This is a genomic window from Vibrio sp. 1F253 (genome assembly GCF_041439295.1).
GTDB classification, from domain to species: Bacteria; Pseudomonadota; Gammaproteobacteria; order Enterobacterales; family Vibrionaceae; genus Vibrio; species Vibrio tasmaniensis_A.
This window is the reverse complement of record NZ_JBGONU010000071.1, coordinates 1-17293: the sequence shown is the minus strand read 5'-3', so window position 1 is coordinate 17293 and position 17293 is coordinate 1. Positions and strand designations below refer to the sequence as shown.

At 44.1% G+C, this 17293-nt stretch carries 13 protein-coding genes; 5 read left to right on the top strand and 8 right to left on the bottom strand.

The annotated features are described in order from the left end of the window. Positions 1–551: 551 nt before the first annotated feature. The gene (locus ACED28_RS21490; protein ID WP_032554996.1) at positions 552–2633 is read right to left on the bottom strand and encodes a DEAD/DEAH box helicase; all 2082 of its coding nucleotides are present in this window, start codon (positions 2631–2633) and stop codon (positions 552–554) included. Positions 2634–2941: 308 nt separating this feature from the next. Between ACED28_RS21490 and rnb the strand changes: the two genes are divergently transcribed. Beyond that, the gene (gene rnb / locus ACED28_RS21485; RefSeq protein WP_371710700.1) at positions 2942–4948 is read left to right on the top strand and encodes an exoribonuclease II; all 2007 of its coding nucleotides are present in this window, start codon (positions 2942–2944) and stop codon (positions 4946–4948) included. A gap of 114 nt (positions 4949–5062) precedes the next feature. Beyond that, positions 5063–5869, top strand: coding sequence for an AraC family transcriptional regulator (locus ACED28_RS21480; protein WP_135382979.1), 807 nt, complete (start codon positions 5063–5065; stop codon positions 5867–5869). 257 nt (positions 5870–6126) lie between these two features. On the opposite strand, the gene ACED28_RS21475 is transcribed toward ACED28_RS21480, so the two are convergent. Beyond that, a complete protein-coding gene (locus tag ACED28_RS21475; protein WP_009844792.1) occupies positions 6127–6489 on the bottom strand; it encodes a DUF3024 domain-containing protein in 363 nt (120 codons plus the stop codon). Between the two features lie 275 nt (positions 6490–6764). On the opposite strand from ACED28_RS21475, the gene ACED28_RS21470 reads away from it, so the two are divergent. After that, positions 6765–7580, top strand: a complete 816-nt coding sequence (locus tag ACED28_RS21470; RefSeq protein WP_009844791.1) for a phosphate ABC transporter substrate-binding protein — start codon at positions 6765–6767, stop codon at positions 7578–7580. Between the two features lie 194 nt (positions 7581–7774). Here the strand turns inward: ACED28_RS21470 and ACED28_RS21465 are convergent, their stop codons facing one another. From ACED28_RS21465 to ACED28_RS21455, 3 genes are all read right to left on the bottom strand, one after another. Continuing rightward, entirely contained in the window at positions 7775–8461 is a 687-nt protein-coding gene (locus ACED28_RS21465) for a MaoC family dehydratase (protein WP_009844790.1), read from the bottom strand. A 332-nt stretch (positions 8462–8793) separates the two neighbouring features. After that, on the bottom strand, positions 8794–11946 hold the full coding sequence (locus tag ACED28_RS21460) for an efflux RND transporter permease subunit (protein ID WP_371710699.1): 3153 nt from the start codon (positions 11944–11946) through the stop codon (positions 8794–8796). A gap of 11 nt (positions 11947–11957) precedes the next feature. Beyond that, entirely contained in the window at positions 11958–13094 is a 1137-nt protein-coding gene (locus ACED28_RS21455; protein ID WP_371710698.1) for an efflux RND transporter periplasmic adaptor subunit, read from the bottom strand. Between the two features lie 259 nt (positions 13095–13353). Here ACED28_RS21455 and ACED28_RS21450 point away from each other — a divergent pair, with 259 nt between their 5' ends. Then, on the top strand, positions 13354–13797 hold the full coding sequence (locus ACED28_RS21450; protein WP_004731749.1) for a dCMP deaminase family protein: 444 nt from the start codon (positions 13354–13356) through the stop codon (positions 13795–13797). A 116-nt stretch (positions 13798–13913) separates the two neighbouring features. Here the strand turns inward: ACED28_RS21450 and ACED28_RS21445 are convergent, their stop codons facing one another. The 3 genes from ACED28_RS21445 to pepT all read right to left on the bottom strand — a co-directional run bounded on the left by ACED28_RS21445 (position 13914) and on the right by pepT (position 16668). Then, entirely contained in the window at positions 13914–14756 is an 843-nt protein-coding gene (locus tag ACED28_RS21445) for a mechanosensitive ion channel family protein (protein ID WP_012600992.1), read from the bottom strand. 136 nt (positions 14757–14892) lie between these two features. After that, entirely contained in the window at positions 14893–15360 is a 468-nt protein-coding gene (locus ACED28_RS21440; protein ID WP_017098691.1) for a DM13 domain-containing protein, read from the bottom strand. Positions 15361–15435: 75 nt separating this feature from the next. Beyond that, positions 15436–16668, bottom strand: a complete 1233-nt coding sequence (gene pepT, locus ACED28_RS21435; protein ID WP_371710697.1) for a peptidase T — start codon at positions 16666–16668, stop codon at positions 15436–15438. A 348-nt stretch (positions 16669–17016) separates the two neighbouring features. Between pepT and ACED28_RS21430 the strand changes: the two genes are divergently transcribed. Then, entirely contained in the window at positions 17017–17163 is a 147-nt protein-coding gene (locus ACED28_RS21430) for a hypothetical protein (RefSeq protein ID WP_012600995.1), read from the top strand. Positions 17164–17293 lie beyond the last annotated feature (130 nt).

The following is a 17293-nucleotide window of genomic DNA, read 5'->3' as shown; positions in this document are numbered from 1 at the left end:
ATACCCAGCAACTCGCTGCAAAAACCAGCTCGAAAGATCAACACGCCCTAATTTCTACTCGATTAAGTTAACTAGAGTGAATCGAACCAATGCACGTAATCCGCCTAGCCCCTTCCCTTTTGTCTGCTTATCATTACCGATTACTTTTTGCTCGATTTCTCAATTGCTCAATGTTTGCATCAAAAAGATCACAAGAGTTGGGAATAGTGAACGACGAAATCCGATCTTCTTTTAATTGCATTCGAGTACAACTCTACGAATAAATGAACTGTAACGTCGCTTAGATAGCCTTCACTCATTGTTTTAGTATCTTGTAGCACGTTATTTCAATATAGACTTAGAACGCGATACAGCTAAGTTTAGGCGCTAACATTAGATATAGGGACGACGTTTAGTTGAAGTAAGCTGCCGAATATATAGAACTAACCAAAGCTTAAGTTCAAATAGCAGGCACAAAAAAGCCGAGCATTATGCTCGGCTTTTAAATTCACTGTTTAAGCTATTAACCTATAAGCACTTGGCTTGTAAGTTCCACTTAAACTAAAGGTTGATTAACCTTCGTTGCGCTCTGGACGACGACCGCGGTTGCCGCCATTGCCTGCTGCGTTGCCATGGCCACGTTCGCCACGGTGGTTACCACGGTGATCGCCACCACGGTTACGGTCAAAGCGACGTTCGCCATCACGACCACCAGCAGAGTTACCATCACGTGCGCCGTCACGGTTGCCACGGTAGCCACCACGACCGCCATTGCCACCTTCACGGTTACCACCTTCGCGATTACCGCCTTCACGGTTACCACGGTAGCCGCCACCATCACGACCGCCACGACCGCCGCCACGGTTGCCATCACGACCGCCGCCGCCACGACGAGGCTCACGGAAGTCATTGAAATCAACAACTACAGCGCCAGCTTCTTTTTGACGAATGCGAAGTTTGCTTAGCTTACCAGCAGTTTCAGAGTTCATTGCTTTTGGCAGTTGAACGTAAGTAGAACCTTGGTCTAGCTTGATAGCACCGATAGAACCTTTAGTTAGGCCTAGTTCGTTTGCTAGTGCGCCAACGATGTCTTTAACCTGAACGCCTTGCTCACGGCCAACTTGTAGTTGGTATGTATCCCAATCTTGAGTATTGAAGTTACGACCACCACCGTCACGGCCATTGTCACGATCTTCACGACGCTCTTTGCGACGGTTCTTATCACGCTCAATAGCAGCGATCATTGGGTCTTCGCCAACGTAGAATAGAGGGCTCTTACCTTGCTGACGCTTAAGAAGCATTGCAGCTAGAGTAGCAGCATCAACTTCTAGAGATTCTTGTAGTGTAGAGATTAAACCTGCGAAGTTTTCTAGAGCTTTGCTCTCTTTCTCAGTTTCAAGCTCAGCACCAAGCTTAGCAACACGTGCAGCAGCAACTTCGTCACGTTGTGGAAGTTGGATTTCTTCCATTTGAGACTTAGTTACACGCTCGATAGTGCGAAGCATACGAATTTGGTTAGTACGAACTAGTAGGATCGCTTTACCTTTACGTCCAGCACGGCCAGTACGACCAATACGGTGGATGTAAGATTCAACATCAAATGGGATGTCGTAGTTGAATACGTGAGTGATACGTGGAACATCAAGACCACGTGCTACAACGTCAGTTGCAACTAGGATATCGATAACACCTTGTTTGATGTGATCAACAGTGCGCTCACGTAGAGACTGAGGAATATCACCGTGCAGTGCAGCAGCTTTGAAGCCACGTGCAGATAGCCAATCAGCTAGACGCTCAGTGTCTTGACGAGTACGTACGAATACGATTGACGCGTCAGTTTCTTCAGTTTCAAGAAGACGAGACATTGCTTCGTCTTTTTCTACGCCTTTAACAACCCAGTAGTTCTGCGCTACTTTGTCAACTGTGTGGTTAGTACCAGCAACATCAACTTTAGCCGGGTTACGTAGGTAACGGTCAACAATAGTTTTAACCATTGGAGGCATAGTCGCAGAGAAAAGTACACGTTGTGCAGATTCTGGAGCTTGCTCTAGGATCCAAGTAACGTCATCTACGAAACCCATTTTTAGCATTTCATCTGCTTCATCAAGAACAAATGTGTGCGCTTCATCTAGGTGTAGACGGTCACGAGTTAGTAAGTCTTTAACACGACCTGGAGTACCAACAACAATGTGAGCACCGCGGCTTAGAGCGCGCATTTGGTCAACAATTGAAGCGCCGCCGTAGATTTCAAGAACTTTAAGACCTTTGATATCACGGCCTAGGTTTTTGATTTCCGCAGCAACTTGAATCGCTAGCTCACGAGTAGGAGCCATGATGATTGCTTGTGGTTTATGTTGGTTCAGGTTGATTTTGTTAAGTAAAGGCAGAGAGAATGCTGCTGTTTTACCAGTACCAGTCTGTGCTTTACCTAGTGCGTCACGGCCTTCAAGAAGAAGAGGAATAGCTGCTGCTTGGATTGGAGTCGGAGAAACGAAACCCATGCTATCAAGAGCTGAAAGAATGTTTTCGTTTAGGGCTAATTCATTAAATTGAATTACAGATTCGGACATTGGGATCCCACTATATATAAGTAAACAAAAGGTCCCGGGAGCTCTATCAATTCCAATACTGATCCAATCAGATACTGATTCCATTCAGAGTTACGAAGCAGTAATAAAACACTTCAAGCCATTAGGGACGTCTAAGGGAGGCGGATTATTCCTTAAATGCATAAAAAAAGCCAGAAAAAATTGAAATACATCACATATTTTTCGGTTTTACATCAACACTGGCTATCATATCGTCAAAACTTGATGAATATCTCGTCACAGCACCAAACTTCTAGCAAATTGACCTAGTTAAATAAGAGGGCAATTAATTTACGCTCACTTCGCCTTTAAGTAGTAATCAAGCCTCGCAATGATTATAGTGTGCTCAATTGTCCTCGATAGATAAAAGTCAAATGTTTCAAGATAATCCTCTACTCGCTCAACTCAAACAGCAAATCCAAGAAACCCTCCCTAAAAAGGAAGGTACGATCAAAGCCACTGAAAAAGGGTTTGGTTTTCTCGAAGTCGATAGCAAAACTAGCTTCTTCATCCCACCGCCGTACATGAAAAAATGTGTGCACGGTGACAAGGTGATTGCCATCATTCGCACAGAGAAAGAGCGCGAAGTTGCAGAGCCAGAGGAGTTGATTGAACAGGGTCTTACTCGCTTTATTGCACGAGTTAAGCTTTTCAAAGGTCGATTGAACGTTGTTCCAGATCACCCGCAACTGAAAAAACTGCAGCTTAAAGCGAAAGCACAGAAGGGTTTGAACCCTGAAACGCTTAAAGAAGGCGACTGGGTTGTTGCTCATATCGTTCAACACCCGTTAAAAGGTGACAACGGCTTCTTAGCTCAGATCTCTGAGAAAATCACAGACGCTGATGACAAAATCGCGCCTTGGTGGGTAACGCTAGCGCAAAATGACCTACCAAACAGCGAACCTGAAGGCATCGACGACTGGCAGATCAAAGACGACGCTGATCTTGAACGTGTAGACATGACTCACGTCCCTTTTGTGACTATCGATGGCGAAAGCACAAAAGATATGGACGATGCGCTTTACGCTAAGAAGAAAGAGAACGGTGATTTCGAACTGACTATCGCAATTGCTGATCCTACCGCTTACATCTCTCCAGATGATGAAATGGATAAAGTGGCTCGCGAGCGTGGTTTCACTATTTACCTGCCTGGTCGTAACATCCCAATGTTGCCTCGCGATCTAGCTGACAACTTATGTTCACTCATAGAGAACGAAGTTCGCCCGGCACTTTGCTGCACAGTAACGGTATCTAAAGATGGTGTTATCGGTGATGACATTAACTTCTTCGCTGCAAACATCAAATCTCACGCTCGTCTTGCTTACGACCACGTATCAGACTGGCTAGAAACAGGTGCATCAGAGAAATGGCAACCGTCAGAAGAGATCGCTGCAATTGTTTCTGACCTTCACCAATTTGCTCAAGCACGTTCAGCGTGGCGTTCTGCCAATGCGGTTGTGTTCCCAGACCGCCCTGACTACCGCTTTGAGCTTAGCGAAGATAACGATGTTGTTGCTATCCACGCGGACATGCGTCGCAGTGCGAACAAGTTGGTTGAAGAATCTATGATCAGCGCGAACATCTGTGCGGGTCGAGTATTAAAAGAGAGCTTTAACCAAGGTGTCTTTAACTGTCACTCTGGTTTTAAAGCTGAGAAATTAACAGACGTTCTGGAGCTAGTTAACCCAGAAGCAGAAACGCCGTTTACAGAAGAGCAGATCGTTTCTCTGGAAGGTTTTGCTACTCTGCGTCGTTGGTTAGGTTCTTTAGACAACAGCAACTACGACAACCGTATTCGTAAATTCCAAGCATACAGCGAGATCAGCAATGAACCTGCGCCGCACTACGCAATGGGATTAGACATTTACGCAACTTGGACTTCTCCAATTCGTAAATACGGTGACATGATTAACCACCGTATGCTTAAAGCACACATATTAGGTAAAGCGCCGATTCAAACACCAGACGAAACCATTGGTGATGAACTTGCCCTGCACCGCCGTCACCACGGTATGGCTGAGCGTAATGTAGGTGATTGGCTGTATGCTCGCACTCTAGCGAATGCTCCAGCAGAAGAAACTCGTTTCCAAGCCGAGATTTTCGATATTAACCGCGCAGGTATGCGTGTACGCCTACTTGACAATGGTGCAGCGGCGTTTATCCCTGGCTCTCTCATTCTTGATAATAAAGAGAGAATAGAGTGCAACGGTGATATGGGTACTGTATCTATCGATAAAGAAATGGTATACAAACTGGGAGACGTTTTAGAAGTAGTTCTCTCAGAAGTTAATCAGGAAAACCGTAACTTGGTAGCAAAACCTACACAAGTTTTTGCGGACTTGCCTAGCGAGCCTGAAACAACAAATGAAACCGAAGCCTAATTTCTAATAGGTTTACTTCTAAAGGCGCTAATTATTAGCGCCTTTTTTGTAAATGTCTCATGCTTAAACAATACTTAAAAAAGCAATTAATCTACAACGCCAAAGAAGTTCACTATGCCATCAATCACGGTCACTCAATTCAGAAACTTTATTCCCAGGAAACGCGAACGCTACCCCGCCTCTAAAAACGGTATCTTTATGGTATCGAAAGGAAGCATATCTTTTATGCTGCCCAATGGCACCCAAGCCTCGTTAAAAGCGGGAGATTTCACGCTTTACAATTCTGGTCAGATTAAAGACATCACGGTCGACACTGAAAATGGTGAGTTTAGTGCGATTTGCTTAGATTTTGATTTGGCAATTTTCCAAAAGTTCATAAATCAGTTCAGTGATTTAGAGTCCACTCAAACTCCAGATAAGTACATTAAGTTCAATCAAACGGATACCGAAATCTGCCAATTGAAAGAGCTCATCATGTCCCTGACCAATTCATCGACTCAGAATGATTACGCACTCACCCAGCTAGGCTTAGGTTTGCTGTCTTTAATGGTTGAGCAGTATCCGGAACTATTAACGATTATTAGCCGAATTTCTAGATTGACGGTGACACAAAAGGTCATTCATTACATTGAACAGAATATAGAAAATAATATCTCACTCGATACCCTAGCCAGCTATATGGGGATGTCACCAGCCACACTTAAACGCCGTTTATCGGCGGAAGACCTTTCGTTTTCAAACCTCTTGAAGATAAAGCGAATCGCCCACGCAGCCACACAGCTCAGAACATCGAACAAATCGATTACTCAAATTGCTTATGAATCCGGATTTAAAAGTGCGGCGCATTTTAGTACCGCCTTTAAAACCTATCACGGCAAAACACCAAAAGATTTCCGGTCTTTGGTTTCACAATCTTATTAATACCAATCGTAGTAAATCACTGATCACTTACTCACTGTGATTGGTATAACTACGCAATCTTATTGGCATAATTTGAAGTGACATCCATCATTTATAGTGATGCGGATAGTTTTAGTAACATAGATCGTTTTACTGACGCAGATAAGCTTTATTAACGTAGACTGTTTTTAGTGACTCAGATAGGTTGTAATGTGGTGAGTTAAAAAAAGTTGTTCGTTTTAGGTATCAAGCCCCTCGCAAACATCTCAACAGAATAATCACGACCAGAAGTACGATTTAGGGTCTTTTTCTATTTCAGACAAAATAGCATCAAGATCCTTCGATTGAGGTAAGTAAGGATAAGGCCCCCAATTTACTGAATCGGTTTTTACATCACCTTCTAGCGGCACCATTACCAACCAACATGACAGTGACTCATCAAAACTAACGCAGGCGATCTCATTTGTGTAATCGCTATGAGATGAGTCGAGCAGATAATGAGCCTGAGAAAACAGCACACCACCCTCACACTCTTCATAAAGGGATTTGCCTAGCTCGACAGGTAAACTGCGATTTCGAGATGTACAGAGCTTCTCAGCTCCAATTAAAAGACGATTCAGTTCGATATGAATGACGGACATAACACCTCTTGTAATTTCATAGAAACTCCATAGAAACTCTATAGAAACTTCTAAGTAGTGAATTCCTCTACTTAGCTTAGGACTCAACCAACATTTTAGCGAACAAGCGCAAACAAAATACCCGTCCTGCTCCCAGAAACGAATCCTGCTTTTGTAAACCTAACTCGCTTTCACTCATCAAGCTAATAGCGACACATTGAGCGGATAGAATTTCACAAAATTGTCATATAACCGACCTATCATAGCCGGCAAATGTTATTAACTAGGAGTTGTTTATGTTACGAGTCGCGCTTGCCTCTCTTTTATCCTTAGCCCTGTCTTCTCACGCTGCTTTTGCACAAGAAACCAATATTTCGGGCTCCACTTCGGTATCACGTGTGATGGATGTATTGGCTGAGGAGTACAACAAGACTCACCCTGATAACTATATTGCGGTTCAGGGCATCGGTTCTACAGCGGGTATTACCATGGTCAATAAAGGTGTCGCTGATATTGGTATGAGCTCACGTTACTTAACTGACCGCGAACAGGGCGAAAAATTGAAGGTATTTCCAATTGCCTTTGACGGCCTAGCCGTCGTGACTAACCGTTCAAACGGTGTAAGCAACGTTACACGTGAACAGCTATTCGATATCTACAAAGGAAAAATCACAAACTGGAAAGCCATAGGTGGTGCGGATCAACCTATCGCAGTTGTAACTCGTGAAGCTTCTTCTGGTTCACGTTACAGCTTCGAGAGCTTACTTGGTTTGACAAAAATCATTAACGACCGTCTAGTGTCTGACATCAACCCAAATAACTTGGTTGTAAACAGCAACAGCATGGTAAAAACGATTGTTAACCATAACCCACATGCGATTGGATTCATCTCTGTTGGCTCTATCGACCGTTCGATCAAAGCAATCACATTTGAAGGCGTTGAGCCGACATCTAAGAACATCGCCAACCACAGTTATGAATTGGCTCGCCCATTCTTATTGCTGCACAAAACTGAATCAGTTTCTGACGAGAGCAAAGATTTCATTAAGTTCGTGAAGTCAAAACAAGGGCAAGATCTTATCGAAGAGTACGGCTACACGCGCATCAAGTAACTATAAACGCATTAAGTAGCTACAAACACATTAAGTAACTACACGCGTATCAAGTAAGATAACGACTTTTGTGATGTTGTTTGGATGCTGATGATATCGCCTTGATAGACAAAAACAAAAAGAGAGAGCCTTAAGCTCTCTCTTTTTTTGAATCTATAATCTTCGCTAAAAGCAATTCTACTTATAAAAAAGCTCTAGAAGTGAAGTTGAATCACCGAAACAATCACAGCACCAGGACGACGGATACCTTCGATTTCTACGCGAATTTCGCGTTCAATCTCTAGGCCTTTCTTAATTGGCGTTACTTTTGTTAGCGTACTTTTAGCGCGAACGTTACTGCCCGATTTTACAGGGTATGGGAAACGTACTTGGTTAAGGCCAATGTTTACAACCATCTTCGCCGTTGGGAATTGAGATTTGTCAGGATCAACACTGTCTGTCAGTCGAGGAAGCAGAGACAAAGTCAGAAAACCATGTGCAATGGTTGTTTTGAACGGAGAATCTGTTTCAGCCTTAGAAGGCTCTGTATGAATCCACTGCATGTCTTCAGTAACGAGGCCAAACTGGTTGATTCTGTCTTGGCTTACATTGATCCAATCACCAGTATGGATCACTTCACCGATCTGCTGTTCAAGCTCATCAAATACAAGCTGTGCTTCTGGCTTAAGTACTATCTGTGGTTCGACAGGCATCTCTGGCGCATCTTCATTGACAGCAGGTTTGTGGTGATCACGAACCCACGCAAAGAAATGACTATTTTGCGTGCGATTCAGAAAGTCTCCCCAGTAATCTCTAAGAGCTGGAGACATCCATTGCATAAACTCTGAGTGTTGCGAAGACACGCTGTCGCCTCGGTGTTTAAATAAATCAATGACTTTCATAAGAACCTCAATGCACAAAATATTTCAATATAACTTGGTAATTTTGAAACACTTCACACTATTGTGCAAATACTTTCGAGCATACAAGTGTTAGCCGAACACTTATATATCCAACAAAAACAACAACCTAAAAATAAAACACCATTTTATTGGAGAGCTTTAATTGGAGTATTAACTCTACCTTATAATAAACATTTAATTATATAAACAGATTCTTTATTCACAAGTGGAATAAAAAAGGCTTAGCACAATGCTAAGCCTTCGTTTTTACAAGAAATTAATTACCAAGGAGAAACCTTGTAAAGGGCTCATCCTACAAGACACTAACTTCCCTATTCATCGTCCAGTGGAATCAACTTGGTATTGCCACCGTGTGCCTTCTCACGCTTACGTTGCACGAATGCATAGAAGCCAGGGATTAGGAACGTACCCGCTAACAACACACATAGCAGACCACCAATCAGAGAAATACCCAGAGAGTTCTGGCTCACGTGACCAGCACCCGCAGCAAAGATAAGCGGGAATATACCTAAAATGAATGACCAAGACGTCATGTTCACAGCACGAAAACGTAGCGTACCGCCCTTCACTGCTGCATCTTCGATTGATGCGTCTTTGTCTTCACGCTCCACCTTAGCAAACTCCACAATCAAAATTGCGTTCTTCGCGGCCAAGGCTATCAAGAGAACCAAACCAATTTGTGCATAGAGGTTCAACGGTGTACCAGTCAGGTTCAACGCTAAGAAGGAACCTAAGGTTGCAACTGGTACCACTAAGATAATCGCTATAGGGATTGTCCAACTCTCGTACTGAGCCACCATAAACAGGTAGATGAAGATCAAAGCAAGTGCAAAAGCAAAGATCGCTTGGTTACCTGCTAGTACTTCTTGGTAAGCCATGCCTGTCCATTCGTACTGATAACCCTGCGGCAGTACATCAGCCGCAACACGTTCCATTGCAGCAATCGCATCACCGCTTGAGTAACCCGGTGCTGGTTGGCCTTGAATAACGGCACTGCGGTACATGTTGTAACGCCATGCTACGTCTGGTTCAAAGATCTGATCGTAAGTCACTAATGTGCTTAACGGGATCATCTCGCCATTAGACGAACGTACGTGGAATCGTTGTAGGTCATCCATGCTGCTACGGTGTTCACTGTCTGCTTGCATGGTGACACGGAAATTCTTACCAAACATGGTGAAGTCATTCACGTACATTGACCCAAGATTGCCTTGTAGCGTTTGGAATATTTCCGATAGGGGAATACCTAGCTGTTGCGCTTTCTCACGATCAATATCGACATAGTAGTGAGGTACATTGGCGCGGAAGGTACTGAAGGTATGTGAAATCTCAGGCTGTTTGTTTGCCTCAGCAATCACGTCATTCATTACCATCGCCAGATCAGTGCGGCTACGACCTAATGTATCTTCGAGAACAAACTCAAAACCAGACGCAGCACCCATGCCCGGAACCGCTGGAGGTCCCATTGCAAATACAATCGCCTGAGGCAGTTCTGTTGCCGCTCGGCCGTTAATACGTTGTGAGATAGCTTGCGCTGAATGTTGACCGTCCAGTGCGTTACGCATGTCCCAATCGTGGAGCTTGATGAACATCGACGCACCATTCGAAGCTGAAGCGCCCGTCATGAATGCATAGCCGTTAACCAGTGTCACACCATCAACGCCCGGCTCTTGCTCAACCATCTCTAGTAACTGCTCTGTCACATCTTCTGTACGAGACAGCGATGCCGCGTCAGGAAGCTGCACGTTAACCAGCAAGATGCCTTTATCTTCTTGAGGTACGAAAGCCGTAGACGTGGTTTTCGCGAAGTAAGTTACCGCTGCTAGTGCCACAACAAAGAAGGTAAACAGCAAAACACCCTTTTTCACAAGGAAGCCTGCAATTTGACCGTATTTGTTGGTTACAGATTCAAGACCACGGTTAAACGCTTGGTACCAACGTGCTGTGTTACCACCGCCCTGCTTAAGAACCAATGAACACAATGCTGGTGACAGCGTTAGAGCGTTAATAGAAGAGATCACAACCGCAATACAGATGGTCAGAGCGAACTGACGATACATAATGCCTGTAATACCTGGCAGCATCGCTACTGGGATGAATACCGCTAACAGAACCAAGGTTGAGGTAACAATTGGCCCCGTAACTTCTTTCATTGCGATAAGCGTTGCTTTTCGCGGTGAAATGGTAGGATCTTTGGCCATCGTGGTATCTACGTTCTCGATAACCAAGATCGCATCATCTACTACGATACCTATCGCCAAAATCAAACCAAACAGGGTTACTGTGTTGATGGTAAAGCCGGTCATCTGCATGACCGCAAAAGTACCAATCAAAGATACCGGAATCGCAACCACCGGAATCAAGGTTGCACGGGCACTGCCCAAGAACAAGTACGTTACTGCGATAACCAGCAAAATTGCTTCGATGAGTGTTTTAACTACGCCTTTAATCGACTCAGCAACAAAAAGTGTGGTGTCATAACTCGCCTCGTAAGCAACGCCTTCAGGGAAATTTTTGCTTAGGTTGTCTAGCATCGCCATGACTGCTTTACCACTTTCCAGCGCATTAGCGTCTGACTGAAGTGACAGCGTTACGATTGAAGCGTCTTGACCACGGTATTTACCGTTACCATCGTAGAACTTTTTACCTAGCTCAACACGTGCAACGTCTTTTAAATAAACCGTTGAACCGTCTTGATTTGCACGAAGCACAACATTTTCAAACTCATCAGCCGTTTCTAATCGGCCTTTTGTTACCAAGTTGAATTGCACTTCTTGCGCGTTGTTATAAGGTGCAGCTCCAATACGGCCTGCAGCGACTTGAACGTTCTGCTCCGCCAAAGCGCGATTCACGTCAGAGGTAGTTATATTGAGGTTAGCCATTTTTTCAGGATCTAACCAAACACGCATCGCGTATTCACCACCACCCAACACGTTAACTTCACTGATGCCCTTTACACGAGCCAATTGGTCTTTAATGTTCAAGTTCACGTAATTGATAAGGAATTGGTCGTTGTACTCTCCGTTCGGCGAGTAGAAGTTCAATACCATCAATAGGTCAGGTGAACGCTTCTTGACCGTTACACCCACCATTCTTACTTCTTGTGGAAGTTTCGATTCGATCTGAGCAACGCGGTTCTGAACGTTGACCTGAGCCATATCAGCATCAGTCCCGACATCAAAAGTCACGTTAAGGTTGTATGAACCATCATTAGCACTTTTAGAAGACATGTAGATCATATCTTCTACGCCATTCACCGATGTCTCTATGGGGTCGGCTATCGCCTGTTCCACCACTTCAGCACTGGCACCCGTGTAGAATGCCGACACACTGACCGATGGTGGGCTAATTTTTGGATATTCGGCCACTGGTAAGATAGCGAGAGAGATCGCACCCGCCAGCGTTAATATTATGGATATGACAAGGGCAAACTTAGGCCTTTGAATAAAGAAACGACTTAACATAAATAGCCCCCTTACTCAGCTTGTTCAGCAGAAGCTTGAATACGAACAGACATACCATTACGTACACGCTGTAGGCCTTGAGTGATCACTGCGTCGTTCTTCTCTAGACCAGAATGAACGATCACACCACCTTCAACTTGTCGCCCCATCTCAATGTTTCTGCGCTCAGCAACTGGTGCGGCTTCACCTTCAACCAATACCATCACAAAGTCACCTTCTAGGTCGGTTTGAACCGCACGACGCGGAATAGTCACAACATCAATAGATTGCTTTTCACGTAGATCAACGCGAACGTGTTGGCCTGGAAGTAATTGCTGGTTCGGGTTATCAGCAATTGCGCGCATCGCGATCGTACCAGTATTGAGGTTGATACGGTTACCCAAGAAATCAAGCTGACCTAGATGTTCGAACGCTTCACCATTCTCAAGCATGATCTGAACTTCAACACCTGCAGAATCGCTGCTGCCGTCGCCTTCGATGCGATCCATACCCAGCTCAATACGCTCACGCTCACTGATGCTGAACGATGCATGGATTGGATCTAGGCTAACCAACGTAGTCAGTACACCTGAAGACGGTGAAACCAGATCACCCGTGCTCACTTTGGTGTCACTAATTCGTCCAGAGAAAGGCGCAATAATTTTGGTATGAGAAAGCTGAACATTGGCTGCATTGAGCTGTGCTTGACTTGCTTCAAGCTGTGCCTGAGAACCTAACAAGTTTGCGGTTAATGCATCGAATTCAGATTGAGAGATACTGCCTTTTGGAAGTAGGTTTTTACCACGATTAAAATCAAGCTCAGCTTTTTTAAGGTTCGCGTTCGCTTGAGCAACAGACGCTTTTGCGCTTGCTACTTCGGCTTCAAACGAAGAGGGTTCAATCGAGTAAAGCAATTGACCCTTTTCAACCATTTGGCCTTCATTAAAATGACGGCTTTGTAGGTAGCCAGAAACCTGCGCTGTAATAGCCGTGTCTTCAACGGCTTCAATACGACCGATGTACGACTTACTTTGCTGGTGAGAAACAACGCTAACATCCTGTACAGCTACGAGAGGTAGAGGCGCTTGCTTGGCCTTTTGAGCATCTTGCCCACATCCAGCAAGAATAAGAGAGCTTGCAAGAGCCGTAAGGATCAACTTTTTACGCATGGTTATACCGTCACTTGTTAGTATTTGAACAGTATAAAATTTACGTAACACACCCGTTACTATTGTCCGAGGAATATCAATTATAACGAACCAAAGTGTATCAATATGTTAATTGAAACTAAGTGCTTATAAAGTAATTACAAACGCGTTACAATTTCTAAGTAAATCAACCTCTCAGCTTTTGTTCTCTATGGATATTGTCTAACATCATGTATTGTCAGACAGATAAGCATTCACATTTAATTGTTAAGGAATTCTCATGATTTCAAAATGGGCTAAACGTTTCTATCAAATGGCGGAATTGGTCGGTTCTTGGAGTAAAGATCCTTCAACTCAAGTCGGCGCCGTCATCACTAAGCACAACCGTATTGTTTCAGTTGGCTTTAATGGCTACCCACATGGCGTGTCTGATAGTGCGGATACTGACGATCGCGAGATGAAATACCTCAAGACACTTCACGCTGAAGAAAATGCAATCTTGTTTGCTAAACGTGATTTAGACAGTTGTGAAGTTTGGGTCACTCACTTCCCTTGTCCGAACTGTGCAGCAAAAATCATCCAAACGGGAATTTCAGCGGTACATTGCCCAGAGCAAAGTGAAGATTTCCTTTCTCGCTGGGGAGATAAGATCAAGATAAGCCAAGATATGTTTGAGCAAGCTGGTGTAGAAGTAGACTGGTTGCCACTCGCTGACCTAGATTAATCTCTAACGCTAGGTCTCAAAGTCTAAGTCTAGATCTCAAATACAAAAAAGCCGAGAGTCGATATTATCGCTCTCGGCTTTCTTTTTATTCGGACTTGTTAGCTTCCAGCATCGTATTAGTCACTTGAGGGAAATGCCAACGCGTAAGCTTCCATGAAATCTTTACGGATATCCTGTTCAAGGTGAATCGCTTTCTCTGTCGGGCAGAAGATCATAAAGTGGACTTCTTGCTCACCCGTTGAGCTGCTCGTGATATGAATGTGCGGTTCAGAGCCAGGAAGGTCAACGCCAGCGTGCTTCTCAATCACACCATTGTAACGACGGGCAACATCGATAAACTCTTCACAATGCTCTTCAATTTTCACGATAAGACCCGGCACCATAGGGTATAGGTTTACAAAGTCTTTCACCGTCACAAAAAAGTTATGATAAACATAGCGCTTCATGAAGTTGAGGTTCTTTACCGGATAAGTGAAGAACATGCTATTAGGCAGCGTGGCAGTCTTGCCAGTGAAGTGATATTGCCCATGATACAAATCGATTTCTTGAATCACAGTCGCCATCAAGTTGTGCTCAATCACCTCACCGCTGATTTTGCCCACTTCAATCCAATCACCAATTCGAAATGAGCGAGAACTCGCACGCTGAATAGAGCCAGTAAAACAGAGAATGATCTCTTTTGAAGCCACGACTATCGCAACCGCAATAGCGGTAACAGACAGCGCAAATTCGCTGATTTCGGATTTCCACAACACAAATAACGTTACAACAATAATCGCGAATGTGCCGTTTTTGGTTCGTGACATCCAGTTACGTTGGTCTTCACTAAGGAAAGCAACATCACCTCTTATTTGAGATAAGGTGATTCGGCGAATGATTAAAATAATAGTGATAATCAACGCACTAAAAATAAACTTATGAGCGAGTAGAAAATCAATTACTTGCCACACTTTTTCCATTACTTAATCCTTAGCATTACAACAGTTAGCTTTACAACGGTTAGCTTTACAAGAAAGCCGCTAATATCCTTTCTATGAAAAAGCGCTCAACTCCTGAGCGCTCGTTTTCATTCTGGTATTAGCCTAGCTAAGGCTATCATTTTATCTTGGCAGAAGTAATAAATTGGCCAAAAGTTTCACACCAAATCACAACGGTATTAAATCGATTAAGATCAGTACCTTCTGGGAGGTTAACCATAAATCGGTCGAATGTTTTTACATCTCCGACTCTCAGTAACTCACTCTTGCTGTCATTGAATGCCTGTTCGGTTTCAATAAACTTAGGTGATAGGTAAACCTTATAATCCGGCCCCGGCGCCAATTCACCTTCAAAAGCTATCGCACTTTCAGAGACAGAGACGATGCCCTCTCCCCAATGCAAAAAGTCACTGTCTTGTCGGTCTTTGGTGAACTCACCTGTATAGATCGCCTGCTGACTGATCGCTTCAACAGAACTTGAGGAAGGAGAATCAGGCTCAATCAAGATAGGTAGTGCGTAGACACCAAGCCCAAAACCAAAAGCACCCACGGCTAAGTGGGTGCAAAGTAAAACTAACTTTTTCATCGCGTACTCCTTATGCTTAAAGAGAGTATTAATGAATACTCTCAAAAATACAAAGATATATCGCGTTTTAGGCGGCTATTTTTGATAGTGAATAGCGGTACGTTGAGAGAGTTTCACGATCACTTCTACCGCTTGTTCCATGCCTTGAATGGTAATGAACTCGTGAATACCGTGGAAGTTGTAGCCACCAGTAAAGATATTCGGACACGGTAGCCCCATGAAAGATAAGCGAGCACCGTCTGTACCACCTCGGATAGGCTTGATCATTGGCTCAACATCGCACTTAATCATCGCTTGCTTCGCCAATTCGATAATATGTTGATGCGGTTCAACCATCTCTTTCATGTTGAAGTAGCTATCGGTTAGCACCAGCTCAACACGGCCTTTCTCAAGACGCTCATTCAGCTCGTCCACTTTCTGCTGCATGAATACCTTACGCGCTTCTACACCCTCACGTTCAAAATCACGGATGATGTATCCCAGTTCAGAGCGAGCCACACCCACTTCCGCCGATTTCAGGTGGTAGAAGCCTTCATAACCTTCTGTGCACTCAGGTGTTTCTTGCGCAGGCATCATCAATTGGAATTGCGCTGCAATGTTCATCGAGTTCACCATTTTACCTTTTGCGGTGCCCGGGTGAACGTTCACGCCATGACAGATAACATCGGCGCTCGTGGCATTGAAGTTCTCAAATTCCAACTCCCCTACTGGGCCACCATCGATGGTGTACGCCCACTCAGCGCCAAATTTTTCAACGTCAAACAGGTTCGCACCGCGACCAATCTCTTCATCCGGTGTGAAACCAATACAGATGTCGCCGTGCTTGATGTCTGGATTCGCTTTCAGGTAAGCAATTGCACTGATGATTTCAGCGATGCCCGCTTTGTTGTCGGCACCAAGTAGAGTTGTGCCGTCAGTCGTAATAAGGTCGTGACCATGTAAAGAATCAAGGTCTGGGTATTGGCTTGGGTTCAAACTCTCGCCACTTTCCCCTAATTCAATCGTTCCACCTCGGTAATCTTTAATCACTTGTGGTTTCACGTTGGCTCCTGATGCGTCAGGAGCGGTATCCATGTGCGCCACAAAGCCAATCGCAGGCACTGGATAATCGACATTCGACGGCAGTTTCGCCATCAAGTATCCATTGTCATCTAAAGACACATCAACTAAGTCTAATGCCATCAATTCTAACTTTAAGGCTTCAGCAAAGGTAATTTGACCCGGTGAACTTGGGCATTGCTGATTAGAAGGATCGGATTTGGTATCAAAAGTAACGTAATTCAGAAAACGTTCTACAAGCTTTTCCATAATTCATCTCACCATGGATTAAGTAATTGATTTACTGACTTAATTATTATGTCGATAAGTGATACATCGTTAAATAAATACGAGCACAGAGTCAGTAACGAGGGTTTTCATCTTACGCCCCTGACCATGTATGTAATTGCTCTAAATCATTATTGTGCGAAATTAGATGCGCTTCCTATACTTGAAAACAGAGGGTTTCGTCAGTTCAACATTGCATACGGATGATAAGCGATCGCTTTGTACGCATTCTACGCCCTCCGCTCTCAGCCTAACAAAAGTACAAAGTGGATGATGATCACAATTTATCCTTAATGCAGAATCTGTCATACGTTACACGGAGACACAGTTATGACGATTAATAAATATTTCATTTTCTCTCCTCAAGCCTCTGAGGAAACGCTTCGACCAGTATTAACTGAGAAAGAAGTTCAAAGGCAGGAAGCTCTAAGACAGGCGCAAACCCAGGGTGGGTTAGACACAAACGCGACCTCGTAACTCAATGAATACCTAGCACTATCAAGACCCCTATAAAAAAGCTCTACGCTCTATCCTGTAGAGCTTTTTTTCTTTTTGATCTGCTCCAGTCAGACTGGACACTTAGCTAAGCGACATTTCGCTTTTCAAA

Coding starts and splice junctions, on each gene's coding strand:
- ACED28_RS21450 (WP_004731749.1), top strand. CDS start 13,354: ATGATTTCAAAATGGGCTAAACGTTTCTATCAAATGGCGGAATTGGTC.
- pepT (WP_371710697.1), bottom strand. CDS start 16,668: ATGGAAAAGCTTGTAGAACGTTTTCTGAATTACGTTACTTTTGATACC.
- ACED28_RS21490 (WP_032554996.1), bottom strand. CDS start 2,633: ATGGAATCAGTATCTGATTGGATCAGTATTGGAATTGATAGAGCTCCC.
- ACED28_RS21465 (WP_009844790.1), bottom strand. CDS start 8,461: ATGAAAGTCATTGATTTATTTAAACACCGAGGCGACAGCGTGTCTTCG.
- ACED28_RS21455 (WP_371710698.1), bottom strand. CDS start 13,094: ATGCGTAAAAAGTTGATCCTTACGGCTCTTGCAAGCTCTCTTATTCTT.
- ACED28_RS21475 (WP_009844792.1), bottom strand. CDS start 6,489: ATGTCCGTCATTCATATCGAACTGAATCGTCTTTTAATTGGAGCTGAG.
- ACED28_RS21440 (WP_017098691.1), bottom strand. CDS start 15,360: ATGAAAAAGTTAGTTTTACTTTGCACCCACTTAGCCGTGGGTGCTTTT.
- rnb (WP_371710700.1), top strand. CDS start 2,942: ATGTTTCAAGATAATCCTCTACTCGCTCAACTCAAACAGCAAATCCAA.
- ACED28_RS21480 (WP_135382979.1), top strand. CDS start 5,063: ATGCCATCAATCACGGTCACTCAATTCAGAAACTTTATTCCCAGGAAA.
- ACED28_RS21470 (WP_009844791.1), top strand. CDS start 6,765: ATGTTACGAGTCGCGCTTGCCTCTCTTTTATCCTTAGCCCTGTCTTCT.
- ACED28_RS21430 (WP_012600995.1), top strand. CDS start 17,017: ATGACGATTAATAAATATTTCATTTTCTCTCCTCAAGCCTCTGAGGAA.
- ACED28_RS21445 (WP_012600992.1), bottom strand. CDS start 14,756: ATGGAAAAAGTGTGGCAAGTAATTGATTTTCTACTCGCTCATAAGTTT.
- ACED28_RS21460 (WP_371710699.1), bottom strand. CDS start 11,946: ATGTTAAGTCGTTTCTTTATTCAAAGGCCTAAGTTTGCCCTTGTCATA.